Raw genomic sequence first — 23,364 nt, 5'->3', positions numbered from 1 at the left:
GACGAAAGAATGAGTAAGAAAAAATGGATTATTGGTGGAGTAGCTGTGCTTGCTATTGTCACTGCGACTTATTTGGGACGGACCTTGACGGGGGCTTCATCCAGCAAGGCGAGTAGTTCGACATCAGGCAGTGATAAGGTCACGACTTTAAAAGTAGCTCATACGCAAAACTATGTTCCTTACGACTTTTTGGACGAAAAAGGCAAGTCAGATGGGTATGAAGTAGCAGTACTCAAGGCCATTGATGAAAAATTGCCAGATTATCAGTTTGAATATACTGGCACCAGTGATGAAGATCTTTTGATTGGTTTGGAATCTGGGAAATATGATATCGGAACCAAGGGAGCTTGGTACACCGAAGAGCGGGCTAAGAAGTTTATCATTCCAGAAAGTCCTATCGGAGCTAGTATCATCGGCTTCACCATTCGAAAAGCGGATGCAAATAAATTTAAAAATATTGATGATTTTGCCAAAGAAAAAGGGAAATTGGTGCCGATTTCGCCACAGAATGCTCAATGGACGGTGATTGAAGAGTACAACAAAAAGCACAGTGCTAGTCCAATTGAGTTGACCGCAGCAGAGTCTTTTCAGATAGCGGATGCCTATGCTTGGGTCTTGGAAGGACGCTATGATGCCTTCTTTGATATCAAATTGTCCTTTGAAAAAGCTGTCACAGACAAGGCAGGTTCCTACCATCAGTATGCGGACCAGTTGAGCTGGTTCCCTTATAAGGGTATCCCTACCTATCCACTCATTCATAAAGATAAAAAGAATGAAGAGTTTGCCAAAGCCTATGAAAAGGCTATTAAAGAGCTAGAAAAAGATGGGACACTCTCTAAATTATCGGAAAAATACTTTGGTGAAGATGTCTTTTCTTATGTAGATAAAGACTAAAAGCTGGAGAAAGGAGACCGTATGGTCGCTTATGATTTGTCCCGTGTTTTTGGCCTACTGCCTGGTTTGTTACAGGCCTTGCCGACTACTTTATGGATTATGTTCGTGACGGTTTTAATTGGCTCCTTGCTAGGTGGCCTGTTGGCCTGGGCTCAGATTGCGGAGGAGCCGACTTTTGCTGGTCTAGCTAGAGGATATATATTTATCCTTAGGTGTACACCGCCTATTGTCTTGCTCTTCTTGGTCTTCTATGGCATTCCAGAGTTTTTAAAATGGTGGTTGGGACTGGATATCAACAATTGGTCACGGACCGTATTTGTCATTATTACCATGATTCTGCTCTTTGCGGCCATGATTGCAGAAGTCTTCAAGGCAGCCTATCTAGCTGTTCCCAAGGGACAGACCGAGGCGGGTCTCAGTATTGGTTTGACACCCGTGCAGACATTTCTGCGTATTGTCCTGCCACAGGCTTTTCGCATCGCCCTGCCTAATCTGACTACCGCCTTTCTTAATCTCATGCGAGATGCTGCGCTGGCCTATACGATTGGGGCAGTGGATGTTATGGGAGCGGGGCAAAATCTCATCAGCCGGAATCTGGGCAATTATTCCCTCGAAACCTATACAGCGGTGGCCTTGATTTACTGGGGGATTGCCCTAGTGGTCTCGCTGGCTTCCCAGCTTCTGGAAAAAAGTCTGACAGTCAAGGAGAGGTAAAGCATGGATTTGAATTATATTGTAAATACCTTTCTGGTTACTTTGAAGGGCATACCGGTCACACTGATTATCATGATAGTGGCTATTCTGCTCAGCTTTATTCCAGCCCTTCTCTTAGCTCTAGGTCAGATTTATAAAGTTCGAGGTGTGCGAACCTTTTCGGTGGTTTATCTGGCCTTCATTCGGGCGACGCCGCCCATTTTACTTATCCTCTTTTTCTACAGTCTATTTCCTAGCTTGCTGAATCAATTTTTCAAAAGTCTAGGCAGTCAGGTAGACGTCTTTAAGTTCAATCCGCTTTACTATGCTTTCATCATCTATAGCTTGATGACAACAGGGAGTTTATCGGAAATCTTGCGCTCTGCTATTTTGACAGTGGATAAAGGGCAGTTGGAGGCGGCTCAAGCGATTGGTTTAACGAATTTTCAAGCTTATCGGAGAATTGTTTTTCCTCAGGCTCTGCGTTCTGCCCTGCCCAATCTCGCCAATCTGGTTATCAATTTGGTTAAGGGGACCTCACTGGTATTTGTCATGACGGTCAAGGATATTACAGCTTTGGCTAAGGTCGAAGCCTCTCATTCTTACCAGTATTCAGAGTCTTACTTAGTGATTTTTGTTATTTATCTCATTATCTGCGGCTTGATTCAGTGGATGTTTAGAAGCTTGGAAAAGCGCTACGCTCTTGCTTAGGAAGGAAAGATTATGTTAGAAGTAAAACATATCTCCAAACGATTTGGAGAGCACCAGGTGCTGGCAGATGTCAGTCTCAGGGTCAATCAAGGCGACGTTGTGGTAATTCTTGGTCCCTCAGGCTCTGGGAAAACAACATTTCTGCGCTGTCTGAATCACTTAGAAAAGGCGGATGGCGGCCAGCTGACTTTGGCTGGTAAGGACTATGATTTGGCCAAACTTAGCAAAAAGGAGATTTTGGAAATACGCAGAAAGACGGCCTTTGTCTTCCAACATTATAATCTCTTTGCCAATAAAACAGCCCTTGAAAATATCTTAGAGGGCTTAGTGATCGCTCGTAAGATACCGAGAGAAGAAGCGCTTGAGATTGCGGAAGATGCCTTGAAGCGCGTGGGCCTTTTAGCCTACAAGGACTACTATCCTTCTCAACTATCAGGCGGCCAGCAGCAGCGGATTGGGATTGCCCGCGCCATTGCTGTCAAGCCAGATGTCATCCTGCTGGATGAGCCAACTTCGGCTCTAGATCCGGAACTGGTCGGTGAAGTGCTCAGTGTCATGAAGCAGCTGGCTCAGGAGGGAGTGACCATGGTCGTTGTGACCCACGAGATGAGCTTTGCCCGTGATGTGGCCAACCATGTCATCTTTATGGACGGAGGTCACATCATCGAAGAAAATCCTCCACAGGAATTCTTCACCAGTCCCAAGGAGGAGCGGACCAAACAGTTTCTGTCCCGCATTCTGTCGGATGCCAGTTATAGTGTAGAGTATATGATTTAACTTGTATCAAAATAGAGAAGCTTTCTTCACATTTCTATGTGGGGGAAGTTTTTTGACTTTTAAAAAATTATGTAATTTTTTTGTTAAAACCTATTGACAAGGGAGTAAAAAGGATGTATAATTACAACTGTAAACAAAAAGTTTACACAGAATTTATTCAGAAGATGAGGATGTAGCCAGTAGGCGATTATTTTTGGGAGGATTAAAAATTATGTAACATTATATTCTTCTGAAATAGATCCAACTCATCCATAAAGTAAGAGACTGAAGGGGTCTTAATTTTTGGAAATAGAATAAGTTATGTAAAATAATAGATAGGAGAAGATCTCCGATATGAACATAAATGTACAGTAGGTAAGAAAGAGATTTCTTATCTGAAACTTTAGTAAATGAAAAAAATGATATAAAAACGTATAAAAAGTGAGGAAAAATGATGAACAACAATTACAACAATTTTAACAGTATGGACGACCTTTTCAACCAACTCATGGGGCGCATGGGCGGCTACAACAGCGAACACCGGCGCTACTTGATCAATGGTAGAGAGGTCACACCGGAAGAGTTTGCTCAGTACCGAGCTACTGGCAAGCTCCCTGGTCAAGTAGTTGGCGAACAGGATGTGCAAGCTGGAGCGCATGGGCCTAAGCAAGATGGCATTCTGGCTAAGCTAGGTCGCAATTTGACTCAAGAAGCGCGTGATGGTAAGTTAGATCCAGTCATTGGACGCAATAAGGAAATCCAAGAAACAGCTGAAATTCTTTCTCGCCGGACTAAGAATAATCCAGTTCTGGTCGGTGATGCCGGAGTTGGTAAGACAGCTGTCGTAGAAGGATTGGCTCAGGCTATTGTCAATGGTGATGTGCCAGCGGCCATCAAGAATAAAGAAATTATTTCTGTCGATATTTCCGGTCTGGAAGCTGGTACTCAATATCGTGGTAGCTTTGAAGAAAATATCCAAAACTTGGTCAATGAAGTCAAGGAAGCCGGCAACATCATCCTCTTCTTTGACGAAATCCATCAAATTCTGGGGGCTGGCTCTACTGGCGGAGATAGTGGCTCTAAGGGCTTGGCAGATATTCTCAAACCAGCGCTTTCTCGCGGTGAGTTGACCGTTATCGGGGCTACTACTCAAGACGAGTACCGCAATACCATTCTCAAAAATGCAGCTCTGGCTCGTCGTTTCAATGAAGTTAAGGTCAATGCACCATCTGCCGAAGATACCTATCAGATCCTTCGAGGCATTCGGGACTTGTACGAAAAGCACCACAATGTCATCCTGCCGGATGAAGTGCTGAAAGCGGCTGTGGATTACTCTGTTCAGTATATTCCACAACGAAGCCTGCCAGACAAGGCGATTGACCTAGTCGACGTGACTGCTGCCCACTTGGCAGCCCAGCATCCAGTGACTGATGTTCATGCAGTTGAAAATGAGATTGCTGAACAGAAAGACAAACAGGAAGCAGCTGTTGAAAAAGAAGACTATGAAGCAGCTTTGAATGCTAAGACCCGCATTGAAGAGCTGGAAAAGAAGATCCAAAATCACACTGAGGATATGAAGGTGACGGCGACAGTCAATGATGTGGCAGAGTCTGTTGAACGAATGACTGGTGTGCCGGTATCTCAAATGGGCGCTAGCGATATTGAGCGCCTTAAGGGCATGAATGACCGTCTCAAAGCCAAGGTGATTGGCCAAGACAAGGCTGTAGAAGCTGTGGCTAGGGCTATCCGCCGTAACCGTGCAGGATTTGATGAAGGCAACCGTCCAATCGGAAGCTTCCTCTTTGTAGGTCCAACTGGGGTTGGTAAGACCGAACTTGCTAAACAATTGGCGCTTGATATGTTTGGAACCAAGGATGCGATTATCCGTTTGGATATGTCTGAATACAGTGACCGCACAGCGGTTTCCAAGCTGATTGGTACGACTGCGGGCTATGTCGGCTATGATGATAACAACAACACCCTGACCGAGCGTGTCCGTCGCAATCCATATTCTATCATTCTCTTGGATGAGATTGAAAAGGCGGATCCACAGGTGATTACCCTTCTCCTTCAAGTTCTGGATGATGGTCGTTTGACGGATGGTCAAGGAAACACAGTCAACTTCAAGAACACGGTCATCATTGCGACTTCCAATGCCGGATTTGGCTATGAAGCAGGCTTGGAAGAGGATGCTGAAAAGCCTGATCTGATGGATCGACTCAAAGCTTATTTCCGTCCAGAGTTCCTCAATCGTTTCAATGCAGTGATTGAGTTCTCTCATCTCAAGAAAGAAGATTTGATGGAAATTGTTAATCTCATGCTGGTTGAAGTAAATCAAACCTTGAGCAAGAAGGAAATTGATCTGGCTGTATCTGATGCAGCTAAGGAATTCCTACGTGATGCTGGTTATGACCAAGTCATGGGTGTTCGTCCACTCCGCCGTGTCATTGAGCAGCAAATTCGTGACAAGGTGACCGACTTCCACTTGGATAATCTAGATGCTAAGCACCTGACTGCAGATATGGAAGATGGAACTTTGGTGATCCGTGAAAAATCAGCAGAATAAACATCTATCACTATTAAAATCTCGTAAAACGAACAGATATTTAGTCTGTTCGTTTTTTTAGTCAAACCTGTCTAAGGCATTGCTTTGTTAGCAGGAGTATTTTTGGTCTTGGTGTCTAGAAAAAAATCTCCAATCACCTGACTGGAGATTTTCTTACTTTCTTCTATATTGACTTGGAGTCATTTGATAGTATTTTTTAAATTGTCGGTTGAAATTAGAAAGGTTATTAAAACCAGACTGGCTTGAGATTTCTAGAACCGACAGAGTGGAGTGCTGGAGGAGCTCGGCAGCCTTGCGCAGGCGAAATTGAATCAGGTACTCAATGCAGGAAACGCCCAGATGTTTTTTGAAGAAATTCATGAAGTGCGTCGGACTGTAGCCGCAGATGCCAGACAGCTGATCAATAGAGAGTTCTTCCTGATAATGTTCATTGATATAGTCGATGATAGACCGAATTTTCTCTTCCTTGCGGTAGCCCTCGGCAGACAGCTCCTTAGAAACGATATAGTCATTCTCAAAGAGCAAGTAGAAGAGCTGGTTAAGCTGGGCCTTGAGTTGGAATTCGTAGTAGTTCTTTTGGCAATAACCCGTTTCCATAGTAGCCAGCAGGCATTGACGAATTTCCTCATAGGCTTGATCAGTCGGCTTGATGACATGGACAAAGTCCAGTTGACCATTGTAGAGAGGCTGTAGGTAGTGGATACTAGCATGATCCATGGCTGAATAGCCCATTAAATCCAAATGAAAGTTAATGGCATCCATGTAGTGGCGCTGCTGTTCAATCGGATGAATGGAGTGGAGGGCATTGGGACGAATCAGGACAATATCGCCTTTATTACTATTAAAATAATGATAGTCGATATGAAATTGGGCGCTTCCTTCGTGGACATAAATGATTTCAACATCTGTGTGCCAGTGGAAGAGGATGTCAGGTTGGCCGTTTTCCGTAATGGTTCGCGTCAGGGAATAGGGGGTCCCTTGATTCTTATATTCAGTAGTTTTGTGCAACTGCCCCAAATCCATCATAGTGCCCTCCTTTGTAGAATACTATCATTTTTTATTCTAAACAAAACATAGATTTCTAATTATCCTTTTAAATCTCATTAAATGCTCGCAAATCCTTATTCTAAAGGGCTTCGAGCATTTTTACTGTTGGAAGATACTTCACGTTTCCTTATATATTTCCTCATGAATTGACTGTCAGAAGTGGTAAATTAGTAGTAAATTCATCTGTACTACTAAGCAACAAGACGTTCCTGCTGTTTCTTTTTTTCCAAGCGGTTCATCTCTGCCATAGCAGAATCGAATGTAGCATGTGCGTAATAGTTCAGCGTCATGTTTATATTCGCATGCCCCATAATGTACTGCAATGCTTTTGGGTTCATTCCTGCATTTGCATAGTTAGTGCAGAACGTATGACGCAAAATGTGTGGAGTGATATGGGGTAGCTTATCCTCATGATATTTATTGTATTTCTTGACAAGGTTTTTCAACATACCATTGTAATCACTTGCCACTTTAGGATAGTCTTTCCCATTGAGAAAAAGGAAATTACTATAACCATCAATCACAACACATTTACGGTTCTTCCGATTCGCCAGCACTCGCTGAAACGCTTGATAGGCTTCTTCAACCATAGGAACTTGTCGTTCGCCACTTTTAGTCTTGGGAGTTTCAATGTAGTATCCATTTTCAGTATCTCGTAGTAACTGATGGTCTACCTTGACAAGACGATTTTCAAAATCCAAATCTGGAAGTGTCAGACCGCCAAACTCTGAAATACGAAGACCCGTTTTTAAGAGTATCAGGATTTCATCATAATTCTTGCTGTAGGTCTTATCAGCTTTCGCAAAGGATAACAGCTTTTCTTCCTGCTCCGTTGTCAATGCGACTTTAGGAACAGTATCATCATCAATGACGGTATTTAGCTGGAAGTCAAAGGGATTCTTCCGAACACAATCGTCTTCAATCGCAATATAGAATGAAGCCCTTAAAGAACGCTTATAGTTATTGATGGTTTGATAAGCATATCCATCTTCACTCATTCTAATCGCCCATTCTTTAGCGTCAGACGGTTTAATGCTGTCTATGCTCCTTGCACCTAACTTGTCCTTTGTCAAAATATCCATCAGATATTTCCGTCCAGTTTGCGTGCCTTTCTTCACATTGGGTCTTTGAGCATTCTGCTTTGCGTAAAGCTGACAAAGTGTCATTTTCTTTCCTACAACATCAATGCCATCATGAATGTCTTTCAGTAGCTCCGCAACTTTTTCCCGAAGAGGAACACAATCACGCTTTCCTGCTGGTACTCTGTCTGTAGCCACCAGTTTCCATGAGTAGATAAATTGCGGTTCTCCAAATGAATCTACATATTTATATAAGTATCTTCCGTCTTTTCGTTGGCTCTCCCCAGTCTTTAAAATGCGACCTTTATTGTCACGTCTTTTCTCTGACATGGCTTTCGCTCCTTTCCAAAATGGAAAGAGCCTTGATACGACTTAATGCTATTTTATCATATCCAAGACCCTTTGGCGACGCTAGATTGCGTCCAATTTATCAATAATTTTTTCAAACTGTTTTCGCTTTATCTGAATACGATTGCCATTCATAATCAGCCAATTTGCATTTTTATTTTCCTCTGCCAAGCGTCGTAGCTTGTTTTCGCCAATACGAAAATATTTTGACGCTTCTTCAATGGTTAGGGTATAACGTTCCCAAATAGGAATGTCAGTCTGCTTCATAAAATCCTCCTTTCCAAATCACTTATTTGGATTTCATAAAAGTTGTTTTACCAGCAATCGAACAGCTTTAGCAAAGCTCACGGGAGTTCCACCCCTGCATGGTTCTCATGTAGCCATACTCATTGCCTGCGACGGTTTTATCACGCTCGGACTATTGACTGTATGGGAGTATCATTATCACGATAAGAATGTCGTTGCAGGCAATCCTGCTAAAGATTGCTTCTCGGATCACTAACATGAATCGCTCGCTATCTTTATAAGATAGGTCATGGCGGTTAGTTCCGTTGGCTCTTTTCTTATCGAAACGTATTCGATTACTTTTATTCAGTTTTCAAAGAACAATGGCTCGTTAGCCTATCAAAACACATTGAAAGCTCAATATGCTTTGGTGGAATAACAAACCTCCCTGTTCGGGAAGCGTGGAATGGTTTAGCACGCTTCCACGAAAGGAGAGAGGATATTACTTAATTTCAAATGACAAAATCTTTGTAATCAGTCTGGTTTCCATTCTTCCACGTAAGACTTCATCAACGACCATACTTTGATTGCCATATTCATCTTTCATAAGTCGTAGGGAACGCTTCGTTATGTACCCTCTGTAATGATGTAGAATCTGGTTAATCGCTTCGGTATCGCCATCTGTTGCCTTTACAATGAGAGGAAAGGGAATCATAGGATATTGTGTTTTCATTCTTCAAATTCCTCCATAAACTTTTTAATTAAGGCTAGTCCACTGGTTCTATGCCGATAGACAGTAGAACGGTTCAATTTCAACAGGTCTGCAATTTCTGAATCGCTCATGTCCATAAAGTAAAACAGCAGTAGAATTTCACGTTTCTTGTCTGGCAACTCACGTAATGCTTCACTCAACAAATCATTTTCAACGCCTACTGATAACCCATTGAGTGTAAAAATCTGAAAGTCAGTTGAATAGTTATCTGTTGTCGCAAACTGGCTAACAAGATAATCGCCAACATCCGAAAAGGACACCTCACGCTTTGCAATCCTTGAAAGATAAAGCATATAATTCTTTCGCTCGTCTTCCATAGCACGTTTACAGATATAGTCAAACTGATTTTCTATTGTGGTCTGAAAAGAAGATGGTTTCATGTTTCTCACCCCCTTTCTGTCTAGGAAAGGAAGTGAGCCTTGCTCGTTTATCTCCTTTCACTCTTAGTCCCAATGTGAAAGGGGGATTTGTTGCATTACTGATAAATAAACTTTGTAAAAAAGTTCTGAATAGCCAAAAAAGCATATAAACAGATTTATTTCTCTGTTTACATGCTTCTGTTATTCTATCTATATGATTTATAAAACCACATTGGTGGACGTACTTATCTATTGCAGATAGACGACTTTTTTTGACAAGAACCCAATGTAAGGAAATTTATTGTATATGATGTACTTCATGGCGACGTTGACCTCCAACAAACCGCCATTTGGAAGTAATATACAATATTTTAACAGCGTAAATAGCACTACCATATAACGGTTTTTTTTATTGGCGTTTAGTAGTGCTTTTTATTAAATATAAACCTATAAACCATATAACACGTTTTTCTATACCTGTTTTTAATTCAGTAGGAACAATAAAATGTATAGAGGTGGTCTACTATGCGTAAAAAAGAAGATAAATATGATTTTAGAGCCTTTGGTTTAGCCATTAAAGAAGCTCGATTGAAACGAGGTTTAACTCGTGAACAAGTGGGAGCATTGATTGAAATTGACCCACGGTACTTAACTAATATTGAAAATAAAGGGCAACACCCCAGCATACAAGTTCTTTATGACCTTGTATCGTTACTTCATGTTTCCGTTGATGAATTTTTCTTACCTGCTAATAACTTGGTAAAAAGCACCCGACGATTACAGATAGAGAAATACATGGATAGCTTTACAGACAAAGAACTATCCTTAATGGAATCTTTAGCCAGCGGTATCAACGAAGCAAGAAACATCGAAGACTAATTAAAAGAATCCATACATAACGGAAAGAGCCGATAAAATGAGATTGTATTAATCTCATTTTATCGGCTCTGCGTCTTTGCGTCTGGCTCTGTAATCACAGTTACTTTGAACTGCTTTATTTCAATTAAATTTTCTTGTCTGCATTTCGGACAATAGAGGGGGAATTTTTTTAATTCAGTATCTTCCCTTATCTTTAATCGTGTTTTATTTCCACATACAGGACACAATATCCACTTGTAGTTTATAATAACTATCTCCTCCTTTACACTTTAATTCAAATCTTTATTAAAAAATATTTCATCTTATTTAACAAGAAACCATATTTATATAACAACATAAAATACACTAAGTTATTTTATTGAACATATATCGTACTTTATCTATCCGACTATTTGGACGACGGGGCTGGCAAACAGGTTCACCGGTAGTAACATGGTACCCTTTTAACTCTGTTAAACAAACACTACGTCCATTTGTAAAGAAAGTTAAATCACTACGATATTCTTGAATACACCGAGCAGGGATTTCTCCACTAAGAATGACCTCATTATTTTTCAATTGAGTGTCTACGATGTTCGCACAATATTTAGGAGCATCGTTGTATGCTCGTGAAAGATATTCCTGTGGCGCATAAATTTTAAAACTAAGATATGGCTCTAACAATTCTGTTCCAGCTTTTTTTAAGACTTGTTCCAATACAATAGGAGCAAGCATCCGAAAATCTGCTGGGGTACTAACAGGGCTATAGTATAAGCCATACTTAAAACAGATTTTACAGTCCGTCACATTCCAACCATATAATCCTTGTTCGCAACCATAGCGTATCCCTTCCATAACTGCATTTTGAAATGATTGATTTAAGTATCCAAGAGAAACCGAGCTCTCATACTGCATTCCACTTCCCAACGGAAGCGGTGATACAGATAAACCAATGGAAGCCCAGAAAGGATTTGGCGGCACTTCGATGTGAATGGTATATTCTGCATTTTTTAACGGTCTCTCCATATAAATGACTGTAGGCTCTTTTAGTTCTATCTCCACATGATACTTTTCTTGCAACAGTGCACTAATCACTTCCATTTGTACTTTCCCTAAGAAAGAAAGTATAATTTCATGTGTCGTAGAATCCACGTAATATCGTAGAAGCGGATCACTATCTGAGATTTCCAAAAGGGCATCAAGCAACATTTCTCTCTGTTCAGGTTTACTCGGTTCAACAGTTGTTTGTAGTAGAGGGTGCGGATTTTCAATCTTTTTTCTCTGTGGCAATAGTTTTGTATCTCCAAGAACACTATTTAACTTCAAAAACTCATTTTGCAAAATAACAATTTCTCCAGAATAAGCTCTATCAATCTTACATAATTCACCATTTATTGAAGTATACATTTCTGTAACTTTTATTTTTTCTTTTTCTGATACTCTAACCGAATCTCGTAAATGTAGTACTCCACTATAAAGGCGTATATATGCAAGACGTTGTCTTTTTTTTGTATATTCAATTTTGAAAACATTTCCGCAAAGTTCAGACGGACCTCGATGTGTTGATGAATAAAATTTATTAGTAATAACTTCTATAAGGTTATCAATCCCTATATTACTTTTTGCACTTCCATGATAAAGAGGGAACAGAGAACAATTCTGAAATCTTATGCTTTCCTCTTGTTCGAGTTCCAATGCTTCTAATGATTTACCGGACATATATTTCTCTAAAAGGTCATCGTTTCCCTCTATTACCGTATCCCATTGTTCAGATTCGGTAAAGTTCGTCACACACATATTAGGATACAGTTCTACCTTCTGTTTGATTACAATTTCGGCAGAAAGTTTCTCTTTAATATCCTGATAAACCGTTGATAAATCAATTCCATTTTGGTCAATCTTATTGATAAAAAAGATTGTGGGAATCCCCATTTTCCTAAGTGCATGAAATAATATACGAGTTTGTGCTTGTACGCCATCTTTTGCAGAAATCAGTAGAATTGCCCCATCTAAAACTGATAATGAACGATATACTTCTGCTAAGAAATCCATATGTCCTGGCGTGTCTATGATGTTCACCTTCGTATTTTCCCACTGAAAAGAGGTTATTCCTGTCTGAATTGTAATTCCTCTCTGACGTTCTAAAAGCGTATTATCCGTCCTCGTTGTACCTTTGTCCACGCTTCCTAATTCTGTAATCGCTCCACTGTTATATAATAAGCTTTCTGTTAAGGTAGTTTTTCCTGCATCAACATGAGCTAAAACTCCAATATTAATAATTTTCATGTGATTTTCCTCCATTCAAAAACCCAAAAGGGCATAAAAATCCCAGTGATAAATACTTTTATCACTGGGATTTTTATGCATAACCATAGGTATACAAAGCATACAGATATTCTCTGGATACTTTAGAATCACATGATAAAGGTATTCTTAAACTGGGTACAAAAAACTAAGCCCTCCTAAAAAAGGACATCCAATTATTTGTTCCCACTATCAAATTGACAGTTTATTTAAGAATACCTTGCCGCATATTTATTAACTCCTTTTAAATAGATACTTAAATAATAGCACGTAAGAGCATATTTGTAAAGGAATCTCCAATTTTTTATCAAAGAGAGTACGTGATTACAAAATAGCTGTAATAATGTACCAATATTTGTTATTCTATAATCTTCCAATTACTCCCGTTCTTTTCAAGTACCAAATCAAATTGAGATACCTGCGTTGCTTTGGTCTGCTGGTCGATATACTCCACTGTCAGCGATACCGTGACTTGATTATCCTTACGATTGTGAATAGGATTTACCAGTTCTTGAAAGATGTACTCTTTTCCGATTGGTTTTAATATCCCGTCATTCACATAGTAGGAAAGTTCACTGGCTGTCGCTGTAGGATAGAGCTTGAAGAACGTCGTTAAAAACTCATTGATTTCATTGGTTGTAATGGAATCAACCGTCCCCTCACTTTCAATGGCTTTTGGTTTATAACTTGATTTCTTAGGTATGTTGGTAATGGTCGGATTCTTAACCAGTACCATATTTCCAGAACCATCTACATAGACACTCACTATATAAGCAGAGTGGACGGTCTTTGTATTTTCTCCCTCTGTAATGAGCTGGTCTACACTGTAGGTTACATTAAACTCATTGTCGCCAGTTGGCTCTACCGTCCATATCTGAAATCCTCTTACAGAAGACGATACAGGAATATCTTTGCGTACTGTATCAACATTGAGAGCTTGAAGTTCATCTGTCAGATAGCCTTTTAGACTTTCCATTCGATTATCAATGGACTTATCGGATTGCTCCCATGAATAGTAGACTTTCGCAAAGTTCTCTACAAAATTTTCTACATGATGAGTATCAACGTATTCCTTTTCTATGATAGTTGTTTCGTGAATAGTATGAGTATCTATAGCTGTAAAGTGCTTGAATATCGCAAAGCTGAAACTAAGCCCTAAAAGTACCCACAAGGCAATCACAACCTTTTTATGAGGATTGACCTTATAGTAGACACGAGGTTTCTTTTCCTTTGGTATCTGTTTTTCTTTATTCTGATTTTTTCTAAATTTCATCATTAAATCTTCCTTTCTCATTGTTTGATTCGTCCTGCTCCCACTAAATGCTGTTGCCAGTAGGGGCTTGTTAAGTCGGCATAACCGATTGGGTCGCCTGCATGAAACATACGGTTATTGCCAAGGTATATCCCAACATGAGTAATATAAGAGCCAGCGTTATAGGTAGAATGAAAGAAAACCAAATCGCCAGCTTGTGCTTCCGATAGTGGGATATGCTGGGTCACATCATATTGCTGTTGTGCGGTTCGTGGTAAGTTAATTCCAGCTTTTCCATACGTCCATTGTGTCAGTCCGCTACAATCAAAAGAAGTAGTCGGGGAAGCTCCACCGTAAACGTATCGCCAGCCCTCATATTTCAGTGCTTCGTCCATGATGGCTTGTACCGTATCATCATCAAACTCTGTTGTGACAAGATACTGCGTTACCAGTTGCACATAAAACATATTGCCATAGTTGTATCGCCAGCCCCCATTGATAGGTATGGCTATGGGATTGGGGTAAGACACTTTTTCGCCACCTGAATACTCTTTTGAGAAACTTTGAGCCAGTTCAAAGGTATATTTATTTCCACGATTAGCCACATACCCTAAGAAACCACCACCATAATTGTAGGACTGGATAACCGATTCTAAATCTACACTGAGCCTTTCGCTACTGGCTAATAATTCACTGAAATACTTCACACCTTGCTTAATGGATTCTTCTGTACTCAATGAATTAGGTGGAAGACCGAGGGATTCCGAGGACTGCATAACATCTTCCGCAGTACCGCCCGATTCCACCTGTATAATCGCAAGAAGTATGTTGACATATTCTTCAACGCCATATTCTTTGGCATATTTTTCTACCATAGGCTTATGAGCCAGCACTTCTGCGGAAACATTCACACCTCCATAATGAATATTGGAAATTCCGCTGTCCTGTTCATCTGAAAATAAAATGGCAACAAACAGAAGCAGTGAGAAGACCATCAAGAATAATCCAGAACCACCAATCACTAAAGTTTTCAACTTCATGGTTTCTTACCGACTTTCTTAATGGTGGCGGTTTTGATTGGTGGTCTACTTCTTGTATTTTGTAGTGGTACTCTTTGAACAGTAGACGGACGTTCTTTTGTGATTGGACGTTGTGAAGTTCTATCTGCTGTAGTGGTTGAAGTTGCTGGCTTTTGAACGGTTTTTTCTTGAACGGTATTGCCTTGGCGTTCCACTTTTGGACTTGAAAAATCGGACTTAACTGCTGGACGCTCTTGTTTGGCTTGTTGAGATTCCTTATATGAAGTCTGAATATTAGACTGTTTTGAGGTCTGTTCATCATGATATTGTTCTTGTCTTGTAGTCGGTCTTTCATGAACAGAAGAAGCAGGCTGTTTTTTCTGTTTGACCTGTTCCATTTCAGAGCGACGCTTCGCAATGGTTTTTCGCCTTTGTTCCTGCTGTTCCTTGCGTCCACTGGCTCTGTCCGCTTTGGTTTGAGAAATACTACTGGTTAAATCACGGACATTCTCTTTTACTTTGGATTTTCCTTGATATACTGCATATCTTGCATTGGTCGGCAAATCTTTAACCTGTTCTTTCAAACCACTAGCAGTGTCTACCATTCTGTCTTTGGTATCAGCTACTGTACCGATGGTTTGACCGATACGTTTTCCAAGTGTTGATTTTTCCTTTCCGTCTGGTCGGGAGTGATCTGCTTGTGTCCTTGCAGAACTCCCCGAACCCGACTGTCCTTTTTTACCTGTAACAATGGCAGACCCAGCCCCTAGAGTAGTCATGGAACGTCCAAGTTTCCGCTGTAGACGGTGCATGTGAGCGTGCATAAGCATACGAGGTTTTCTCATCACACGACTTCCCACACTTTGAGAATCGTTACTCTGTAGAGAAAACATACTCATTAAATCGCCCAGCTTGAAGTAGATTCCTGCAAAGGTCACAATCTGTAGAAAAGCAATCAAAAAGAACGGATAACCAGCCGATAAGGTATAGAGCATGGTTGAAATACTAAATGCTGTCGTAATAATCAATGTGATTCCAGCTCGTGTCAAAATGGTATTAAAGAGCTTTGTTATGGCTCGTTTTGACATACCATCAAATGATGGAATCATGCTTAAAATAAAGCTCACAGGCAGAAACATAGCATAGATGATAAAAAGTACCTGCGAGAAAATCATGATTCCTGTTAATAGGAATACAAATATGGAAATCCCAATATTGAAGACAAATAGGAAGAAGACTGTACCTAAACGGTTAATGGTCTTTGTAATGGTTAGATTGGTATTGCTTCTGTCTTCAATTTCTTCCGCAACAATTTTTTCTCTGTCTTCGCCATTGTTGGAATCTGGGCTGGTGGAGAGCAGGCTTTCCACACGGTCAATACCGATACTTTCAATGTCTGAACTGTTGTATTGAAGCAGTAGCCACGGTTGCTGAACCTGTATGGAAAACAGGCTATCTCTGATTAAGTCCACGCTGTCCTTGCCTTGACTATCGGAATGGGGCATGACAATCTTCGTGCCAAGTGATAAACTGGCATTACTGATGTCTGATGAAAAATCATTGATTTTTTTAATGTAGTCGGGAGCGTAGGCAATAAAGGAAGCTGATAGGATAAATACCATGACAAAGTTCACAATGGCATGAATCGCTTTTGTAGTTTCTCTTTTTATCAGTCCTGTATAGGCAACATAAACCCCAAGAACCAAAATCAAGAGTAAGAGGAATCCAACATAGAATCCCTCTGTTGATAGTCCGCTAGGCGTAACTCCTGCAAGGGTCTGCATATTCTTGCCAATGGAATCTGCTGTAGCAGAAATGAAGTCAAGGGAATAGGCTTCTTGAACTAAGTAGCCAGTCGCATTGGAAACATAAAGACTGATTGTCCAAATAAAATTGGTAATGGCATATAAGCCATACATGACTTGTTTTCCAATTCCGTCCGACCAGTTCCACGGTAGCCAGCCCCAGCTATTATCAACATAAAAATCCAGTTGATAGTTTTCAAGTGGGTATCGGCTGTACTCATTTGCCACATTGATTGTATCATCTACCAAGCCCGCAGCTTGAACCACTGTTCCCATCATGGCTAAAAGAAAAATGGCAATCACAAGTGTGAAAGCCACTGTCATTGCCACTTTACCTAGACGCTTCAGCGTCCAGTTTGATTTTATTCTGTTTAATATTGATGGTTTCACATTTACACCTCTTTTCGCACAGGCGGTCTGGTATCAAAGGCATGGAGCAGTTCTTCAAATACAGGGTGGAACTGTATCACACCGACACGACCATATAAATCACTGATAAGGCACTGTCCATTTTCCAAATCACGCAATCGCTTCTGATTATTTTCGTCCTCTGGGTCAACGCCGAAAAAGGCAAGGGTCTTTTTAATCTCGTTAAGGTCAGTAGAGCGGAACGCAAATTTCAAACCAAGATTATTTTTCAGCTTTTCATCTAAAAGGTCATCTGTATTCTGGGTCACGAAATATACCCCAGCGTTCATAGCACGTCCAGCACGAACCAGTTTCATAGACAGTGTTTTACCTTGTGCCACCTGTAAGAAGCTCCACGCTTCGTCTAAGTCAACAATTTTAAAAATGCTTCTGTCTGTATGGATAAAGTCTAACGCAAAGGTACTAATGACAATCAGCATTGCCACCGATAGTAACTCCATTGTGGTATATTCCTCAAAGGAGGTTTCTTTATCGGGAAGTACCAAGTCGGCAACCTGTATGATGTTCAGTTGTTTTTCAAGACTGATAGACTGCTCCACATATCCATCACTAAAGAGCAGATGTGCAAAGTCATAGTCTGTAAAACTTTCGATATGGTCGGCTATGCTGGTGCTTATTTGAGTTCCCTCAACCCGTAATTCCTCAATCACTTTCAGAAGACCTCGCACTTCACTATTAGTTACAGCACGAATGGCTTTTCGTAGAACAGGGAAACGGTCAGAATCTCGTGATGAAATCCCCGTAAGGAACGTCAAAATGTCGATTGCCAGTGATTCAGAATCTTTGGGATTTTTCATAATCACGTAAGGGTCAAGTAAGCCTTTATTTTTCTCATCAGAAGTCAGATTGACAATATTAATTTCGTGAGCGATTTCTGGCAAGGTTTCTTTCCATCTGCCACGTTCCGCTTTCGGGTCAACAATCACTGCTTGTGCCCCATAAAGCACTGCATAATAGACGATAAGGTTATTCGCAAAGGATTTTCCACCGCCTAGCGAACCTACAAAGGCAGACGCTAATGCATTGGTTACTGAACCCTTAACCCCTTGACTGGCAAGAGCAGGTTTGAGGTAGACATTGCGTCCTGTATCTAAGCTATAGCCAACATAAATACCCTCATTTTCGCCAAGCATTTGAGTAGCACCGAAACCAAGTCCAGCTAAGAAATCAGAGGTTACATACTGAATATAGTCATTCATATAACGCTTGCTTGATGGTAAAAATTCTTCATGTAAGCCCAGCATATCTCCAAATGGTCGTACCAACTTGACACTTAAATCGTCATAAAAATCTTTCACTTCATTACAACGACGTTTCAATTCGTCCAAGTCATTTGCGGAAACACGCACCACATAAGAGAGCTTATACATGGATTCCTTGCTTTGGTCTAAATTATTTTCCAGCTCATTGACACTTTCCAGAGCTTCCGCCACATTAGAGCTGGTTTCGTTATCACTTTGCCATGCGTGGTTATCTAGGTCTTTTAGTTCTTTCTTTTTATTACGAACGGTGCTTAGTGCTTTACGGTTTGCCACGATTTCCACATTCATAGAAGTATCAATCGGGAATGTAAATTGCTGTTGCTGGTAGTAGAAGATTTCAGAGGACGGAAAGTCCAATTCGCCGACAATGCTGTTGATGGTAAAGTACGCCACATAGACGGTTTCGTCTTCCTGTTGAATTTTTAGGTATCGCTGTTTTTCTTCCACCAGACAACGGGTCGGTTTAATAAGGTCATAATATTTAATCAGCGTTTCATTATCCAGCTTCTTCTTTGATAGATGGTACTCATAATCTTCATAAGCTGTACCTGTCTGTCCATAAAGATGTTCAATCAGATAGCCGAAGTCGTCCTTATCCAGTCTACGGATTTTGAAACGACGAGAGATTTTATTTTCCAAGAGCTTTTCCATCTTCTGAAAACGCAGGATTTCATCATTACTCATGCTGACAAAATCGCCCATTAGCTTATGGTTCACATCATAGACAAAATCAGACAAAGCATTTTTGGCTTCAACGGTAAGACTTTTCATAGAAAACTCTTGATCGTTGAGAAGCAACTTAAAGCCGATAAAGAAGCGGTAGTCCACTTGATTTTCGCCAATCATGGATATTAAAGCGTCTGTCTGTTGGTCGATTTTGTCATAGGCAATTACTTTGAGTTTGCCAGTTACTTCCTCTTTGGAACGTTCTTGTGCAGAACGTATGCTGGATTCTGTACTGATTTGTAGAGCATGAATCTTGCCATCACGATTTTGTGCGATAAGCTGTCTGAAAGAATCATGCACTTGTATTTTCTGTTCTGGACTTAGGAATGAGTAATTGTAAGGAATAAGCTCATAATAGGCGTAACATTCGCCATCTTTATTCCAGACCAGATTATTTTCAATGTATTTAATTGGATATGCCATAAAATTCACTCCTAACTGTCGTAATGGCTTCTTGTGGCTGGTTTCTGCCAAGGGTTACTTTTTTCCCTGCATAGGTCAGCTTTGGTCGCAGTGCATAAGCAATGACAGACTTCAAAAATCCATAAGGCTTTTTACCATCAAAGGTTTTTGTAGACATAAACCATGTGAAAGCCACAGGAATTCCAAAATATTTGAGAAATGCTCCCTCAATCATGGAAAGAGGTGGCAAGTTGCCAAGTATCATAACCGCAAACAGTGACACGACAAACCACGTCATTTGCGTAAAGGTTATGGGAAACGGAAGTCTAAAATCATTGATAGAATACAGTACCTTTTCCACAGACCAGATACTGGTATAGCTTCGTATTTTCTTCATGTAATCAATCCTTTCATAAAAAATAGGGGTAGCTGATTGAGCCACCCCGTAAAATAGAAAATCTGCCAGTAGTAATGTACCGACAGATTTAATAGACGATTTCAAAAATCCCATGATTGGTTGAGATAAACGTTCCTGAAAGGTCTAAATCCCGACCATAGGCTTGATAATCAATATAGTTTTGAAGACTAGCTGGTACTTCGCCTAAAGCACCCGTTTCTTCAATGTAGTAGCGTGCCACGTCATACATATCATCACAATCGGAATGAATGATAATATCCTCTTGATGTTCGCTTAGTTCTTCAATGCTTGAAAAATGAGTGAGCAGAGCAGATAGCTCCGATTGTAATTCTTCGGGTAATTCCGATACCATTTCCCATAGTCGATTGAGTTCGCCAATGGAAGTGTATTCGTCAACCGTAAAGGGTAACTCGTAGTCATGAATGGCGTATTCCTCATATTCATCATTCAAGCCGATTTTCTCTTTGACTTCCTCAAAGTCAATGGGAAAGGTAAACCACGCACCGACCAATTCGCCCTCATTGTATTTGCCTAAATTCGCAATATAGACTTGCATATCGTCCATATATTCACGTCCTTTCTTTGTAGAGATTCAAAAATCCCTACCGCACTTCGTTTGGTGTACCATTCCTTTGCGGAACATAAGAAAACCACTTATATTCCACAAAAGAACGGTTTTATTTAAGCACCAATAATGCGATTGAATAGCTCTAGTAAAATGTCTTTTACTCCAGCAGCGTTGAAGACTAAGCCAACCGCAATAATCGCAATAATTAAAAAGCCAATCAGTTTGCTAAACTCACGCTTGAAGCCAAGATACAAGCCAATCACAACGATTGCTAAAAGCACCAGTGATTGAGCGTTTGATAGAAACCAGTTATAAAGGTTTTGTCCAAAATTCATAAAAATGTTCTCCTCTCTATATTCAATGAATTTGTATTTGAGTTATTTTTTTGGGGTATACACTTTCTGGTATGGATAGAGATTCCATGCCAGATTTTTTTATACAAAAAAGAGGACATTTGCTGTCCCCTCGTTATACAATCAATTCACCACAAAAATCATGAAAGAAGGTTAAACAAATGTCCCATAATGATTCTATCCTAAATATTCTTGGAATTAAAGATAAAAATATTAAAATTATTTCTGTTGAAGAAGCTGAACACAACAACGATTCTGTTAAAGAGTATATAACGCTAATAACAGCTACTCTTTCTTATCCGATTAATCGTTGTCGTAACTGTGGCTTTCCCACAGTTAATAAGGATGGCTTTCGCAAAACTCATGTACGACTGGCAAGTTTAAATGGGAGAAGATATGAACTAGAGCTTCGTAAACAACGCTATAAATGTAAATCATGCCATACTACTTTTGGTGCTATTACTAATTTAACCAAAGAAAATCAAACCTTATCCAGTGATCTCAAAAATCAAATCATGCTTTTAGCTCGTAAAGGCTTATCTGGTCAGCTTATTGCTGAAATGTGTCACTGCTCTCCTAGCAGTGTTCGTCGAACAATCTTAGAGCGCATGGAACCACACTATCGTGTGGCTAAGTTGCCTAAGCATCTATGTTTTGACGAGTTTCGTTCAATTAAGTCTGTGATGTCCTTTATCTGTTGTGACGCTGAAACCCACCAAATTGTCACAAAGTTACAGGATCGTCTATCACCTACCATTGTTGATTATTTTGAAAGTCGTTATTCAAAAGCCGAACGCGAATGCGTTCAATCAGTTGTAATTGATTTAAATGCTCAATATCAAAGTTTTATCTATCGCCTTTTCCCTAATGCCAATATCATTATTGATCGCTTCCACCTTGTACAATTAGCTGGTCGCGCTTTGGACAATTGTCGTATCTCTATCCTAAAGCAACTTGATAAACAGAGCCAAGAATATAAAATTATGAAGTCACATTGGAAGCTATTCCATAAAAAAGCTGAAGATCTTCACCCTGAAGAAGTAGTTTTTCTTCGCGGCGTTAAACAATATATGACTCGCCAAAATGCTGTTGATCTCATTACTAGTAAATTTTCCAAGTTCGCTGAAGTATACCAAACTTACCAAGATATCACGAAAGCCCTAAACGAGCGCAATAGTGAATTACTAGAGTCAACCATCTTAGACTACCAAAAAACCAATACAGAAATGGATACTGCTATTCAAACCCTTCGTCAAAACAGAAAATATGTCTTAAATAGCGCTAAATTTGAATACTCTAATGGTCCTTTAGAAGGCATCAATCGCAAAATCAAAACCCTAAAACGAACTTGTTATGGTTTTGCCAATCAAAAATTTTTCTTTTTAAGAATCGATTGTATTTTTTCGTAAAAAAATACCCCCTACATTTTCGTAGGAAGTATTTTTAGTCAACCATACCAGTTGACAGATATCCCACTTAGGACATTTTCCTACAAGGGGTCCCGAGCGCTTAGTGGGAATTTGTACCCCTTATCGATACAAATTCCCCGTAGGCGCTAGGGACCTCTTTAGCTTCTTGGAAGCTGTCAGTAGTATATCTAATAATTTATCTCCATTCCCTTTAGTAACGTGTAACTTTCCAAATTTAAAAAAGCGACTCATAGAATTATTTCCTCCCGTTAAATAATAGATAACTATTAAAAATAGACAATACTTGCTCATAAGTAATGGTACTTAAATTGTTTACTTTGGCGTGTTTCATTGCTTGATGAAACTGATTTTTAGTAAACAGTTGACGATATTCTCGATTGACCCATTTTGAAACAAAGTACGTATATAGCTTCCAATATTTATCTGGAACATCTGTGGTATGGCGGGTAAGTTTTATTAAGACACTGTTTACTTTTGGTTTAGGATGAAAGCATTCCGCTGGCAGCTTAAGCAATTGCTGAATCGAGACTTGAGTGTGCAAGAGCAACCCTAGTGTTCGGTGAATATCCAAGGTACGCTTGTAGAATCCTTCTTCAACAATCAGATAGATGTCAGACGCACGGCTTTCAAAAACCACTTTTTTAATAATTTGTGTGCTTAAATGGTAAGGAATATTCCCAACAATTTTATACCTCTGTTTGTTAGGGAATTGAAACTGTAGAATATCTTGGTGAATTAAAGTGGCACGAGTATTCAGTTTTAATTTTTCTGACGATAAGTTGAATAGATGACTGTCTAATTCAATAGACGTTACCTGTTTACTTATTTTAGCCAGTTTCGTCGTTAAATGCCCTTTACCTGTTCCAATTTCGTAAACGGTATCGGTTTCTTTTAAATTCAATTGTTTTATTATTTGGTTGAGTACTTTTTCACTCGTTAAAAAGTTTTGAGAATATTTTATATTTTTGTTCATGTAATCTCTCCTGAAGTGATTACATCTATAAACAAATACAGAAGTTAAACGATTTGTTTGTAATTTTAGTTATCTGTTTAAAAAGTCATAAGATTAGTCACTGGTAGGAATTAAT

General features: G+C 39.8%; 23 protein-coding genes and 1 pseudogene. 8 read left to right on the top strand and 16 right to left on the bottom strand.

Annotated features, from left to right (window positions below; translation table 11 throughout):
* The first annotated feature begins 9 nt into the window (after positions 1–9).
* The 5 genes from FZ941_RS06390 to FZ941_RS06370 all read left to right on the top strand — a co-directional run bounded on the left by FZ941_RS06390 (position 10) and on the right by FZ941_RS06370 (position 5,620).
* Positions 10–894 (top strand): transporter substrate-binding domain-containing protein, encoded by an 885-nt coding sequence (locus FZ941_RS06390; RefSeq protein WP_148887249.1) that lies wholly within the window; start codon positions 10–12, stop codon positions 892–894.
* A gap of 21 nt (positions 895–915) precedes the next feature.
* Entirely contained in the window at positions 916–1,608 is a 693-nt protein-coding gene (locus FZ941_RS06385; protein WP_148887248.1) for an amino acid ABC transporter permease, read from the top strand.
* Positions 1,609–1,611: 3 nt separating this feature from the next.
* Positions 1,612–2,298, top strand: coding sequence for an amino acid ABC transporter permease (locus FZ941_RS06380; RefSeq protein ID WP_005591155.1), 687 nt, complete (start codon positions 1,612–1,614; stop codon positions 2,296–2,298).
* Positions 2,299–2,310: 12 nt separating this feature from the next.
* Positions 2,311–3,075: an amino acid ABC transporter ATP-binding protein gene (locus FZ941_RS06375; RefSeq protein WP_005591154.1), complete on the top strand. Its 765-nt coding sequence runs from the start codon at positions 2,311–2,313 to the stop codon at positions 3,073–3,075.
* A 433-nt stretch (positions 3,076–3,508) separates the two neighbouring features.
* Positions 3,509–5,620 (top strand): ATP-dependent Clp protease ATP-binding subunit, encoded by a 2,112-nt coding sequence (locus FZ941_RS06370; protein ID WP_148887355.1) that lies wholly within the window; start codon positions 3,509–3,511, stop codon positions 5,618–5,620.
* Between the two features lie 153 nt (positions 5,621–5,773).
* Here FZ941_RS06370 and FZ941_RS06365 read toward each other — a convergent pair whose 3' ends face one another.
* From FZ941_RS06365 to FZ941_RS06355, 3 genes are all read right to left on the bottom strand, one after another.
* On the bottom strand, positions 5,774–6,646 hold the full coding sequence (locus FZ941_RS06365; protein ID WP_148887247.1) for an AraC family transcriptional regulator: 873 nt from the start codon (positions 6,644–6,646) through the stop codon (positions 5,774–5,776).
* Positions 6,647–6,858: 212 nt separating this feature from the next.
* A complete protein-coding gene (locus tag FZ941_RS06360) occupies positions 6,859–8,076 on the bottom strand; it encodes a tyrosine-type recombinase/integrase (RefSeq protein WP_001291569.1) in 1,218 nt (405 codons plus the stop codon).
* Positions 8,077–8,157: 81 nt separating this feature from the next.
* Positions 8,158–8,361 carry an excisionase gene (locus FZ941_RS06355; RefSeq protein WP_075227091.1) on the bottom strand — a complete coding sequence of 68 codons (204 nt, stop codon included), beginning with the start codon at positions 8,359–8,361 and terminating at the stop codon, positions 8,158–8,160.
* Between FZ941_RS06355 and FZ941_RS10775 the strand changes: the two genes are divergently transcribed.
* Positions 8,345–8,596, top strand: a complete 252-nt coding sequence (locus tag FZ941_RS10775; RefSeq protein WP_001845478.1) for a hypothetical protein — start codon at positions 8,345–8,347, stop codon at positions 8,594–8,596. The genes FZ941_RS06355 and FZ941_RS10775 overlap by 17 nt on opposite strands.
* A gap of 225 nt (positions 8,597–8,821) precedes the next feature.
* On the opposite strand, the gene FZ941_RS06345 is transcribed toward FZ941_RS10775, so the two are convergent.
* On the bottom strand, positions 8,822–9,052 hold the full coding sequence (locus FZ941_RS06345) for a helix-turn-helix domain-containing protein (protein WP_000857133.1): 231 nt from the start codon (positions 9,050–9,052) through the stop codon (positions 8,822–8,824).
* Entirely contained in the window at positions 9,049–9,471 is a 423-nt protein-coding gene (locus FZ941_RS06340; RefSeq protein WP_000804885.1) for a sigma-70 family RNA polymerase sigma factor, read from the bottom strand. Before FZ941_RS06340 ends, FZ941_RS06345 begins: the two co-directional genes overlap by 4 nt.
* A 504-nt stretch (positions 9,472–9,975) precedes the next feature.
* Here FZ941_RS06340 and FZ941_RS06330 point away from each other — a divergent pair.
* Positions 9,976–10,329 (top strand): helix-turn-helix transcriptional regulator, encoded by a 354-nt coding sequence (locus FZ941_RS06330; RefSeq protein ID WP_001227347.1) that lies wholly within the window; start codon positions 9,976–9,978, stop codon positions 10,327–10,329.
* Positions 10,330–10,388: 59 nt separating this feature from the next.
* Here FZ941_RS06330 and FZ941_RS06325 read toward each other — a convergent pair whose 3' ends face one another.
* The 10 genes and pseudogenes from FZ941_RS06325 to FZ941_RS06280 all read right to left on the bottom strand — a co-directional run bounded on the left by FZ941_RS06325 (position 10,389) and on the right by FZ941_RS06280 (position 20,828).
* Positions 10,389–10,556, bottom strand: a complete 168-nt coding sequence (locus tag FZ941_RS06325) for a cysteine-rich KTR domain-containing protein (protein ID WP_000336323.1) — start codon at positions 10,554–10,556, stop codon at positions 10,389–10,391.
* Between the two features lie 118 nt (positions 10,557–10,674).
* Positions 10,675–12,594 carry a tetracycline resistance ribosomal protection protein Tet(M) gene (gene tet(M) / locus FZ941_RS06320; protein ID WP_000691736.1) on the bottom strand — a complete coding sequence of 640 codons (1,920 nt, stop codon included), beginning with the start codon at positions 12,592–12,594 and terminating at the stop codon, positions 10,675–10,677.
* Between the two features lie 15 nt (positions 12,595–12,609).
* Positions 12,610–12,657 (bottom strand): annotated as a pseudogene (locus FZ941_RS10900) (hypothetical protein); the annotation flags it as partial.
* A gap of 313 nt (positions 12,658–12,970) precedes the next feature.
* The gene (locus FZ941_RS06310; protein ID WP_001224320.1) at positions 12,971–13,906 is read right to left on the bottom strand and encodes a conjugal transfer protein; all 936 of its coding nucleotides are present in this window, start codon (positions 13,904–13,906) and stop codon (positions 12,971–12,973) included.
* Positions 13,903–14,904, bottom strand: coding sequence for a lysozyme family protein (locus tag FZ941_RS06305; protein ID WP_000769868.1), 1,002 nt, complete (start codon positions 14,902–14,904; stop codon positions 13,903–13,905). The genes FZ941_RS06310 and FZ941_RS06305 overlap by 4 nt, the downstream gene beginning before the upstream one ends.
* Entirely contained in the window at positions 14,901–17,078 is a 2,178-nt protein-coding gene (locus FZ941_RS06300; protein ID WP_064276871.1) for a CD3337/EF1877 family mobilome membrane protein, read from the bottom strand. The genes FZ941_RS06305 and FZ941_RS06300 overlap by 4 nt, the downstream gene beginning before the upstream one ends.
* Positions 17,079–17,080: 2 nt before the next feature.
* Positions 17,081–19,528, bottom strand: a complete 2,448-nt coding sequence (locus FZ941_RS06295; RefSeq protein ID WP_002368314.1) for an ATP-binding protein — start codon at positions 19,526–19,528, stop codon at positions 17,081–17,083.
* Positions 19,512–19,904 (bottom strand): conjugal transfer protein, encoded by a 393-nt coding sequence (locus FZ941_RS06290; protein ID WP_025186755.1) that lies wholly within the window; start codon positions 19,902–19,904, stop codon positions 19,512–19,514. The genes FZ941_RS06295 and FZ941_RS06290 overlap by 17 nt, the downstream gene beginning before the upstream one ends.
* Before the next feature lie 88 nt (positions 19,905–19,992).
* On the bottom strand, positions 19,993–20,490 hold the full coding sequence (locus FZ941_RS06285; protein ID WP_000342539.1) for an antirestriction protein ArdA: 498 nt from the start codon (positions 20,488–20,490) through the stop codon (positions 19,993–19,995).
* A 116-nt stretch (positions 20,491–20,606) separates the two neighbouring features.
* A complete protein-coding gene (locus tag FZ941_RS06280) occupies positions 20,607–20,828 on the bottom strand; it encodes a hypothetical protein (RefSeq protein ID WP_001009056.1) in 222 nt (73 codons plus the stop codon).
* A gap of 179 nt (positions 20,829–21,007) precedes the next feature.
* On the opposite strand from FZ941_RS06280, the gene FZ941_RS06275 reads away from it, so the two are divergent.
* A complete protein-coding gene (locus FZ941_RS06275) occupies positions 21,008–22,255 on the top strand; it encodes an ISL3 family transposase (RefSeq protein ID WP_000019067.1) in 1,248 nt (415 codons plus the stop codon).
* A gap of 256 nt (positions 22,256–22,511) precedes the next feature.
* Here FZ941_RS06275 and erm(B) read toward each other — a convergent pair whose 3' ends face one another.
* Positions 22,512–23,249, bottom strand: coding sequence for a 23S rRNA (adenine(2058)-N(6))-methyltransferase Erm(B) (erm(B), locus tag FZ941_RS06265; protein ID WP_148887245.1), 738 nt, complete (start codon positions 23,247–23,249; stop codon positions 22,512–22,514).
* Positions 23,250–23,364: the final 115 nt, after the last annotated feature.

It is taken from the genome of Streptococcus sp. Marseille-P6264 (assembly GCF_902460355.1).
Classification (GTDB): Bacteria; Bacillota; Bacilli; order Lactobacillales; family Streptococcaceae; genus Streptococcus.
The sequence above is the reverse complement of the archived record's forward strand: the minus strand, read 5'-3'. Positions and strand labels throughout refer to the sequence as shown.